Genomic DNA, 9,356 nt, shown 5'->3' with positions numbered 1-9,356 from the left:
TAGGTCGACCCACACTCATGTAACAGCCCAACCCCAAAATTTGGACCAATGCCAAAGTATTCAACTGACCTTCTGAAGTTAGACTTAAAAATCTAATTTTAGAAGGTTGTTTTTTATTATAAAAATATATTAAAGAAGTTTTCGAAGAATATTTTTAGTGCAGCAAGTCAGTATATATGGAAAATGTTGCTGTTAAAGATTGTCTTAATGAGATTGTTATTGAAAGTGCCTGCAAATTAATATTGGGATTAATAAGATATACTGAAATATAAATAATTGCTGTTGAAGATAAACGGTGCTATAATTAGAAATGAATAAATTATTTAGAGGAGAGTGTGTTGATGGAGTTTTTTATGGCTTATCAAGTTTATATGGTTAATATTGGGTTTGCTATTATCCTGGTTGCGGTAATTAAAAAGTATTATGCTAATTTTTATAGTCAGTGTGATAAAATTAGTATGGCTCTTGAGCAAACAGCACAAGAATTAAAGAAGTTTAGAAAAGATGAGTATGAATTAAGGTATTACGATATTGATAATATAATTTCTGAAAATAAATTTTTGAAAGAGTCTTGGAATGAATATAAAAAGACTCTGACTGCTTATCAGAATTCAGATATTGTGCATTTATATTCTACACAAGCAACTAGTGATTATATTAACTTTTATGCAGTTGTTAGAAATTTAAATATTGAATTTTGGCAGAACCTTGGTGGTATTTTTACCGGTATTGGTATATTTGGTACATTCGCAGGACTTGTTATTGGTTTGTTCGGAGTTGATGTAACTACAGCTGATGTTGATGCTATGAAAGCAAGCATTGGTAATTTGCTTAGTGGTATTTCAACAGCATTTTTGACGTCAGTTATGGGTGTTTTATGTGCGTTGCTTTTTAATTATTTTCATAATAGGTGTGTAACAAATGTTAAAGATAATCTTGTTACTATTGTAGAAATATTAGAGGATATGTATCCTCGCAGAACGCAGGAGATATGGCTGGCTGATACCTTAATTCAAAATAAGCAGCAGACGGAGGCGTTACAGAATTTAAGTTCTGAATTAGCGATTGCATTAGGAAATCAGTTAGAACAAAAATTGAGTCCTAGTTTTGATAGACTTGTTAAGGATTTAGCAAAAATAATGCAAGATAATTTAGCTCCTACATTACAAGGTGTTAAGGAAAGCTTAGATAATTTGAATAATGGCGGCGTAAAGGCTATTGGTGAAGGTATTAATGATGGCGTTGGTAATGAATTGAAAGGTTTTGCCAACACATTGATTGACTTGCAGAATAGTATGCAAAAAAGCTTTGCTGCTACACAACAAACAGGTGCAAGCGCTAATGAAAAATTGTCTAATATGGTTGACGAATTGACTGAGAAAATAGCGCAAGGGTCTAGTGATGCTTTGAAAGCACAAAATGAGCAGATAGAAAAGATGGCTGAAAAGATGCAGGAAGTTACAGATAATATGAGTAAAGCAGCTGTTGCTGGTGGCGGAGAACTTTCTCGTGCAATAGCAGATGTAACTTCTGTAATGAAAGGCTCAATTGATAGTGCAGCAGAAAAACAGAATGCTACATTAACAGCAACTTGTGAACAGATAAGAAGTGTACTGGCAGATGTGAATGAGAATTTAGTTAAGACTACTAATGACACGACAAAAGCACAGCAAACACAAGTAGAAGCAGCTGTTTTGCAGATGAACAGTATTATGAGCAAGATGAGTGAAGCTGCAGAAAAGAGTAATACTGAAATGACGAAAGCTATTGCAGAAGTAAGTCTGCTGTTGAAAGACACATTGAGTAGTACAGCTGTGAAGCAAAAGGAGACATTAGAGGAAACTTGTGAACAGATTAAAAATGGTCTTAATGATGTTAATGAAAATCTTAAGAAAGCAACGGATAAGATGGTAGAAGCTAGCGCTACTGCTAATGCTGCTTTGATTAATACTGTGGATACTGTAAAGAACAGAGCTGAAGATACAGCTAATATATACGTACAGAGTGCAGGTAAGCAAGCAGAAGCTATGGATAGTGCTTCTGTTGTTATGAGGCAAAATTTGTCAGCTACAGTAGATAAACTGCGAGAATTGCTAGATAGTCATGATAATGCTATGACAAAAGCTTATAATGAATTTGATACTATTACACAAAAGGCAAGCACGATAGTCAACGAAGCTAGTGAGTCAGCGGAAAAATTTGCTGCAGCCGCAGTACCGGTGACACAAGCAACTAATGGATTACGAGAGCAAATAGTAGAAGTTGTAAGAGCAAATACTGATTTCAACAAGGCGGTCAGCAGTCAAAATGCAGTTTTAGCAGAAACAGCACGTATGAATGAGGTAACTTTGAATAAATATCTGCAAAGTTTGGATTCTACCCAAAAACAGTGGCAGGCATACGAAAAGCATTTTGCTGGTGTGAGTGGTGAATTGCAACGAACTTTTGAAGTATTGGAAAGTGGCATTAAAAATTACCAAACAACAACTGACCGTGGTTTGAAAAATACTTTAGCTGATTATGATAAGAGTATGACTAATACTATTACTGTATTAAGCGATCGTATTTCTGAATTGAATGAAATGACGGAGGCATTAGCTGACTCTGCAAAAGCTTTGCGTAAAAGTCGGAGTTTATGAGGTTTAACAAATGAGAAGACATAATCATGGGATTCCTGAGCAGGATAACGGAACATTTAATCTTAGTATTAGCGATTTAATGGCAGGCTTGTTAGCAATATTTATCTTGGCTTTGGCATATTTCATATTGAACTTTAGTCAGAATACCGCTAAATTAACGCAAAATAATATAGTGAGAGAAAAATTAGTTACGTCATTGCGAGATGATATAGTACAAATGGGAATCAAGGTTGATATAGATGAAAAAAGAGGCATACTTCGTATACCGGAAAAAGCATTGTTTTTCAGAGTTGGACATGCTGAGGTAGATGATCCTGCTACTGTACGTAAAATAGGAGCAGTTCTACTAAAAACGCTCAAGAGTAAAGAGTATGAGGGAAAAATAGAAACAGTATTTATTGAAGGGCATACGGATAGTGATCCTACTGGAGCAGGGTCTATATATGCTTCAAATTGGGAACTGTCAACTCAGAGAGCCATTAATACTTGGAATGTTATGAAATCTGGAGATAATAAAGAATTAGCAGAATTGAAAAATGCTGTAGTTCTTCTTAATAAAGAAGGACAAAAAGAATATATGCATGAATATGTATTTTCTTGCAGTGGATATGGAGAAACTAGACCTATAGCTCCTAATGATGCTATGCATAAAAGCCAAAACCGCAGAATCGATATTCGTTTTACTATGGTGCCGCCGGTAGAAGAGGATAGTAATATTGTAAAAAGTGTTAGAGAAGGAATGCTGAAAAATGAAAAATGAGCTCTTGGTAACACTAAAAAGGCTTCGTAATACTGTAGCCGAAGGAAACAGTTATAACCGAATATTATTGGAAGATGCAAATAATAGTAAGATAAAAATGTTGTCGATGGAAATGGAAAAAAAATACGGTATGGGTGTTAAACCGAAAGTAACAACGGATTTAGTGGCTTTACAGAGTAAAGCTATAAGAATCTATAAAAATTCTGGAGAAACATTTAGTAATTCCGAAATTTCTAATTTGCCGTTTATTTTGTATGCCAAGGGAACTAACTTTGATTTCTTTAATTTTTTGCTCACTAAGTATATTGATTTGAGGAGAGAAACACGTCTGCGTAGACTTTTGTTTATTTATTTTTATAATTATGCAGATAGTAGGGAAACCACAGCAATTGCTTATAAAATTATGCTTCATTTTAGGAATAAGCAAGAGAATGATTTCAAAAGTCGTTTTCATAGAAAGATGTTTGCATATAAAGATAACTTATTTACTAGTGCTAGCAAATTATTAATGAATAGGATGTACCAGCAAAATGGCTTGAGGGGCGCTATAGAGAAACTTGCTTTTAATGGTATATTAGAGACTAGTAGATTTGTTATGCATACTCTTAAGGAGTATTATAAAAGTGGAAGCAATGACAATCGAAAATATAAAATCTTTGATGAACTATCTAAGACTAATTTTCTTGGTTATGAGTCTGTTCTACCGACCTTATTAGATAGCTTAATAATTTTAACGGATAAAAACAACGATGCTGAGTGGAAGAAGTGCTTGCTGAAAGTATGCCATGAAAAATTAGGAGATCCTCGGTTGCCGTTAAATCAAACAAGGTGGAATGGTACAGAAGGTGTTTCTCAAAAGGCGCAAAAGATTTATCTTAAGTGGCTGGCAAACAATGACCTTACATTATTTTTCAAGATTATCGATGAAACTGCCACCGACCGGATGTGGCGTTATAGAGATAAGTTTTGGCGTGCTTACCTTGATTATATTGTTAATACAAAAGTTTTCTTTGGCGTAGATGCTCAGAGAATAGCAAGGCAAGTTGCGAAGGATGAACTATTAAATTATGGTTCATTGGATTATAGTTCTGAAAGTAATCATAGTGCTTTCTTATTTGAGATAGGCGATTATGCTTTTTGTGAATGGAGTCATAATGGAAGGCTATATATATGGCGCCGGGATAAAGCACCGGTAAAATTTTATGACAACAAAACAAACAAAGCGAAGATGTCACAATCAATTTGTGTAGAGTCCTTCGTTCATTCGAGTTCTAATACTTATAGTTGGCAAAAAAAGGTAGCAGAATGGTTGGCGAAGAATTGTGGCATAAGAAAGAGTAGATTTGATTGGGGTTAAGGTAATATGCATGACAAAATATGGCGGATAAATGAAAATGGATTTTTCTTTGCAATAGGTTTACTTGAAGAAAAAAATACCATTCTTAAAGATTATCTAGATATGTTAGTTGTTAGCGATAAGGCTGAAAAAACAGTAGAGGGTTATTTGCTTAGGCATGAGAAAGCAGTAGAACTTGCTTCGGATGAGCAGGAGCTTTTGACATTACCTAGTATATTTCCTTATCAATTTCGGGTTGAGAATGACAGGGGAAATGTAGCGTACAATACATTCCATTATCAGGTTTCTCTTTTGCAGCCGAATGGAGAAATTTTTATTAATCCAGAAATCATAGGCTCGTATGTGCGAATAGATAAATCTAGAGAGTATATTTTGCGCAGAGAGCAATATTTGCTGTTGACAACAGCGAAGCGGTGCAATGAGATCATAGTTAAGTTACCTAATGGTAGTAAAGTACAAAAATATAATCTGGAAAATCTTAGCAAGATTAAACAGTACGGAAAAACAATTAACGCAGAATTTAGTGGGCATATCGAATCAACTCATGTTGTTTGTCCTGATAAGCTTAGTGTTGAATTTGTTAAGCAAGAGGATTTAGGGGTATACCATCCAGAACCTGTTTTATTAAAGACTGATGAAAACGGCAGTTATGAAATGATGGATTCCAAGTTATTTCAACAAGCTTTCAATAGAAGTGCTACTGCCAAAGATATTTATCTAGATAATAATAGAGTTAAGTATGTATGTGGTGAAGCAGTTAAGGCTGGATTAGAAAAAATTAAAACTACGGATAGTTTTTCGGAAGAAGAATATGAGAGATTCAAAAATAATCCTTGGCAATATTTTGGAGAAGGTGTTTTTGAATTTCCTGAGGGCGTTTATTCTGACCGTGTGTATGGTTTCATTAATAAAAATTATAAGTATTTTGGTGTAGAGGGATTAAATGAAGGTGGATGGCTTCCAGAAGAAGGTACCACAGAAGTTAAACCTATAGATGTAGAAATTACAGATGAGGTTGTGGAGAAAGTTGAAGAGGCTCAATCTAAGGGGAAAATTACATTAGAGATAGATGGTAAAATAATTGAAATAGATGAAACCCTTTTAGAGCGTATTGCCAAATATAAAAGGAGGAAAGAAGAGAAAAAAGAAGCAGAATTTCCTGAAGAAAAACCCAAAGGGAAAAATGTTTTGGGAATAAAAACTAACGAACAAAGAATAGATTATTCTACAGATTATGATAATATACGAGAAAAGTCTGTGCTTATTAATGCTTTGAAGCAGGAAATTGAACTTTTTGAGCATCAAAAGGAAGGCATTGCTTGGATGTATAAGCAATGGTGTGATGGATATAAGGGAGTGCTTTTGGCTGATGATATGGGTTTGGGTAAAACTATGCAGACGTTAGCTTTTATTGCGGGTGTGAAAAAGCAGTTCCCGGCTAAGCTTGATGCTCCAGTGCTTATTGTTGCACCGGTAGCACTTTTACGTAATTGGAAGGAAGAAGTCTTTAAATTTATACCACAAGGTATTTTTTCCGATGTTGTTGAATTACATAGCACTGGTTTGCAGAATTTTAAAGAGAATGGAAAGCTGAAGCTTACAAATTTTGCTGAAGCATATAAGGATTGCATTGTTCAAACAACATATGAAACATTACGCAGTTGTCAACTGGAATTTGGTAAAGTTCCTTGGAGTATAGTTATTGTTGATGAAGCTCAGAAAATAAAAAATCCGTCAGCTAGTCAAACACAAGCTTTGAAGGGAATGAAATATGATTTCGCTATTTGTTTAAGTGGTACTCCCGTGGAAAATTCTTGGATTGATTTATGGAGTATTATGGATTTTGTTCAGCCAGGTAAACTTGGCAGCTTTTCTTGGTTTAATGACAATTACCAAAAAAATCTTAAGGCTAATAGATATGACGCTGAAGCGATAAAACAATTAGGTACTGATTTGCAGATAAAGTTAGAACCGCTTTTTTTACGTCGTTTAAAATGTCAGCATCTTAAGGGATTACCTCAAAAACACGTAAAACTATGCAAAGCGATAATGCCTAAGGTGCAGGCTGAGACATATAAAAATGTGGTTCGTAATTTTAGAGAAGAAAAGGGATCAGCTTTTTCTGTTATTGCTAAGTTGAGGGATATATCTTTGCATCCGCGGTTATCAACAATGAGAGTAGAAAGCTTATCACCTGAAGAAGCAAATAAAATTATTAATGAGTCTGCGCGGTTGAAAAAAACTTTCGAAATTTTGATGAATGTGAGGTTGAAGAACGAAAAGGCGTTGTTGTTTGTTGTTAGTAAGAAAATGCAATTGCTGCTGCAATATTTAATTCAAGGATTTTTTGGGATTAAGGTACAAACTCCTATTAATGGAGATATGAATGGCACTAAAAGACAAACAGCTATAGACGATTTTAATGCAACTGATGGCTTTTCTGTTTTGATTCTTTCTCCGGAAGCTGCCGGAGTAGGGTTAAATATCGTATCGGCAAATCATGTGATACATCTTAGTAGAACTTGGAATCCTGCTAAGGAGGACCAAGCGACTGATAGAGCATATCGCATAGGACAGAAAAAAGATGTAACAGTTTATATACCTATAGCTTATTGTCCTGATTTGGGCGAAGGAAATTCCTTTGATGAAAAGCTGGAAGGGTTAATGTCATTTAAACGTAGTCTTAGTGAAAATGTGCTTTTCCCAACATTAGAATCAGCAGATGACATCAATAAGATGTTTGATGATCTGACAAAAGTTAGCGTGAACGGTGACGAAGTTTTGTATTGGCAAATAGAGGATATTGATAGATTGACTGGATTGGCTTTTGAGGAGGTCGTTTCCAAACTTTATCTGAAAATGGGTTATCAAACTATTAAGACACCTGCTTCTAATGATAAGGGAGCGGATGTTATAGCATGGAAAGATAATGCACGCAAAGAAGGTTTGTTGATTCAGTGTAAACAAACAGCGGGAAATAGTAATATGAATGCTTGCGGTGTACAGGAAATATATAGTGCCAAGGCTTTTTATGAAGCACGCTATGCATGTGAATTTCAGACACTTGTGATTACTAATGCCAATGATTTTACTGTAAATGCTAAAGAACTGGCATTGCAAAATGATGTTACATTAGTTGCACGCAATCAATTGGTAGCTCTCTTGAATCAATACCCTGTTGCCAAAATGTAGATGTGTAATCTATGGGAGAAGTTTTGAGTGGCAACATATTATACATTCTCTAATATGTGTGGCAACTTTTTATGCTTCAAAACAAAGAACATCCCGGCATGGTTCCTTCAAAAACCATAACCGGGATTTTTTCGTCAAGAAATTATTTTACCAATGCTGCCAGCGCTTCCTTATCGTGCAGGCCGACTGCGGATTTTACCAGCTTGCCGCTTTTGAAAACCAGCAGGCTGGGGATGCTCATGATAGCAAATTTTTCTGCCAGCTCCGGATTATCATCAACGTTGCATTTGGTAATCTTGATATCGCTGTGCTCCTGAGCAAAGGCTTCCAAAATCGGAGCTTGCATACGGCAGGGGCCGCACCAGGATGCCCAAAAATCAACGAGAACTGTTTGGGTAGAATTGGTAACCTCCTGCTCAAAGTTTGCTGTAGTAATTTCTAATGCCATAATTATCACTCCTTAGGTGTTTTGGTAAAAATTTTAGTTATTTTTCTTCTGTCTTATGTTGGCGCAAAAACTTTAACGCTGTCAGGCCTGCGCGTGCGCCCTCGTGTACTGCCTTAGCCACCTGCATCAAGCCTCCCGTGCAGTCGCCGGCAGCGAAAAGTCCGGGGATGTTAGTCGCTCCGTCGCCGTCGATACGGATGAAGCGTCCGTTCAGCTCTGCGCCGAGCTTGCGTGCCATATCGGTGCTGTCTGCCGTGCCAAGAGCGATGAACAAGCCGTCGACGGCCAGCGTGCTACCGTCGGTAAAGCGGATGCTGCTGAGCTTGCCGTTGCCTTCTACTGCCTGCAGCACAGAGGTGTTTACCTCAAAGCCTGCAGCCTTGGCTGCGTCGCCGCTTTGACCGTTGGTCAGGATAGTGACGCTGCCTGTCAGCTGCTTAAGATAAGCCGCCTCGTGCAGAGCATAGGCGCCGTTGCCTAAAACCGCCACCCGCTTTTTGCGGAAGAAGAAGCCGTCGCAGACGGCGCAATAGCTTATGCCCTTGCCCTCCAGCTCAATAAGACCGGGAAGGTTGAGCGTAATATTCTTGCTGCCGGTAGCCAGAACAAGAGCTTCCGTCTGTAGCTGCTCGTCTGTGTTTTTTAAACTGAGCGTGAAGCAGTCGGTGTATTCCACGCCGAGAACCTCATCCTGCAAAATTTCTACGCCCAAAGAGCGTGCCTGCTCCAGTCCTGCCGCGTAAAGCTTGGCGCCGGAAGCGGCAATGCCGTAATAATTGTCGATTTTATGTGCCTTGGCCAGTGCGCCGGGGCCGTTTTCGATGATGCATACCTTTTGACCGGCGCGCGCCAGATACAGAGCGGCGCTTACTCCGGCGGGGCCACCGCCAATAATAATCGCTTGCTTAATGTTGTTCGTCATAGGCAGCCTCCTGTAAATATAAACTGAGATAAAATGGA

General features: G+C 37.3%; 6 protein-coding genes. 4 read left to right on the top strand and 2 right to left on the bottom strand.

All coding sequences use genetic code 11. The annotated features are described in order from the left end of the window. Positions 1-341: 341 nt before the first annotated feature. Genes zorA through Q7Q81_RS04695 form a run of 4 tightly spaced genes read left to right on the top strand, consistent with a single transcriptional unit; the run spans position 342 to position 7,948 of the window. Positions 342-2,639: an anti-phage ZorAB system protein ZorA gene (gene zorA, locus Q7Q81_RS04710; RefSeq protein WP_304274011.1), complete on the top strand. Its 2,298-nt coding sequence runs from the start codon at positions 342-344 to the stop codon at positions 2,637-2,639. Between the two features lie 10 nt (positions 2,640-2,649). Continuing rightward, positions 2,650-3,399 carry an OmpA/MotB family protein gene (locus Q7Q81_RS04705; protein WP_304274009.1) on the top strand — a complete coding sequence of 250 codons (750 nt, stop codon included), beginning with the start codon at positions 2,650-2,652 and terminating at the stop codon, positions 3,397-3,399. After that, positions 3,389-4,756, top strand: coding sequence for an EH signature domain-containing protein (locus Q7Q81_RS04700; protein WP_304274007.1), 1,368 nt, complete (start codon positions 3,389-3,391; stop codon positions 4,754-4,756). Before Q7Q81_RS04705 ends, Q7Q81_RS04700 begins: the two co-directional genes overlap by 11 nt. Before the next feature lie 6 nt (positions 4,757-4,762). Continuing rightward, positions 4,763-7,948 carry an SNF2-related protein gene (locus tag Q7Q81_RS04695; protein WP_304274005.1) on the top strand — a complete coding sequence of 1,062 codons (3,186 nt, stop codon included), beginning with the start codon at positions 4,763-4,765 and terminating at the stop codon, positions 7,946-7,948. Positions 7,949-8,090: 142 nt separating this feature from the next. Here Q7Q81_RS04695 and trxA read toward each other — a convergent pair whose 3' ends face one another. Next, entirely contained in the window at positions 8,091-8,396 is a 306-nt protein-coding gene (gene trxA, locus Q7Q81_RS04690; protein ID WP_009146017.1) for a thioredoxin, read from the bottom strand. A 37-nt stretch (positions 8,397-8,433) separates the two neighbouring features. Beyond that, positions 8,434-9,318 carry an NAD(P)/FAD-dependent oxidoreductase gene (locus Q7Q81_RS04685; protein WP_304274002.1) on the bottom strand — a complete coding sequence of 295 codons (885 nt, stop codon included), beginning with the start codon at positions 9,316-9,318 and terminating at the stop codon, positions 8,434-8,436. Positions 9,319-9,356: the final 38 nt, after the last annotated feature.

The organism is Phascolarctobacterium succinatutens, assembly GCF_958453765.1.
Taxonomy (GTDB): Bacteria; Bacillota; Negativicutes; order Acidaminococcales; family Acidaminococcaceae; genus Phascolarctobacterium_A; species Phascolarctobacterium_A succinatutens_B.
This window is presented reverse-complemented; position numbering and strand designations above follow the sequence as displayed.

What these genes read in the sequence shown, in the direction of transcription:
- zorA (WP_304274011.1), top strand. Translation starts at nt 342, where the DNA reads ATGGAGTTTTTTATGGCTTATCAAGTTTATATGGTTAATATTGGGTTT.
- Q7Q81_RS04705 (WP_304274009.1), top strand. Translation starts at nt 2,650, where the DNA reads ATGAGAAGACATAATCATGGGATTCCTGAGCAGGATAACGGAACATTT.
- Q7Q81_RS04700 (WP_304274007.1), top strand. Translation starts at nt 3,389, where the DNA reads ATGAAAAATGAGCTCTTGGTAACACTAAAAAGGCTTCGTAATACTGTA.
- Q7Q81_RS04695 (WP_304274005.1), top strand. Translation starts at nt 4,763, where the DNA reads ATGCATGACAAAATATGGCGGATAAATGAAAATGGATTTTTCTTTGCA.
- trxA (WP_009146017.1), bottom strand. Translation starts at nt 8,396, where the DNA reads ATGGCATTAGAAATTACTACAGCAAACTTTGAGCAGGAGGTTACCAAT.
- Q7Q81_RS04685 (WP_304274002.1), bottom strand. Translation starts at nt 9,318, where the DNA reads ATGACGAACAACATTAAGCAAGCGATTATTATTGGCGGTGGCCCCGCC.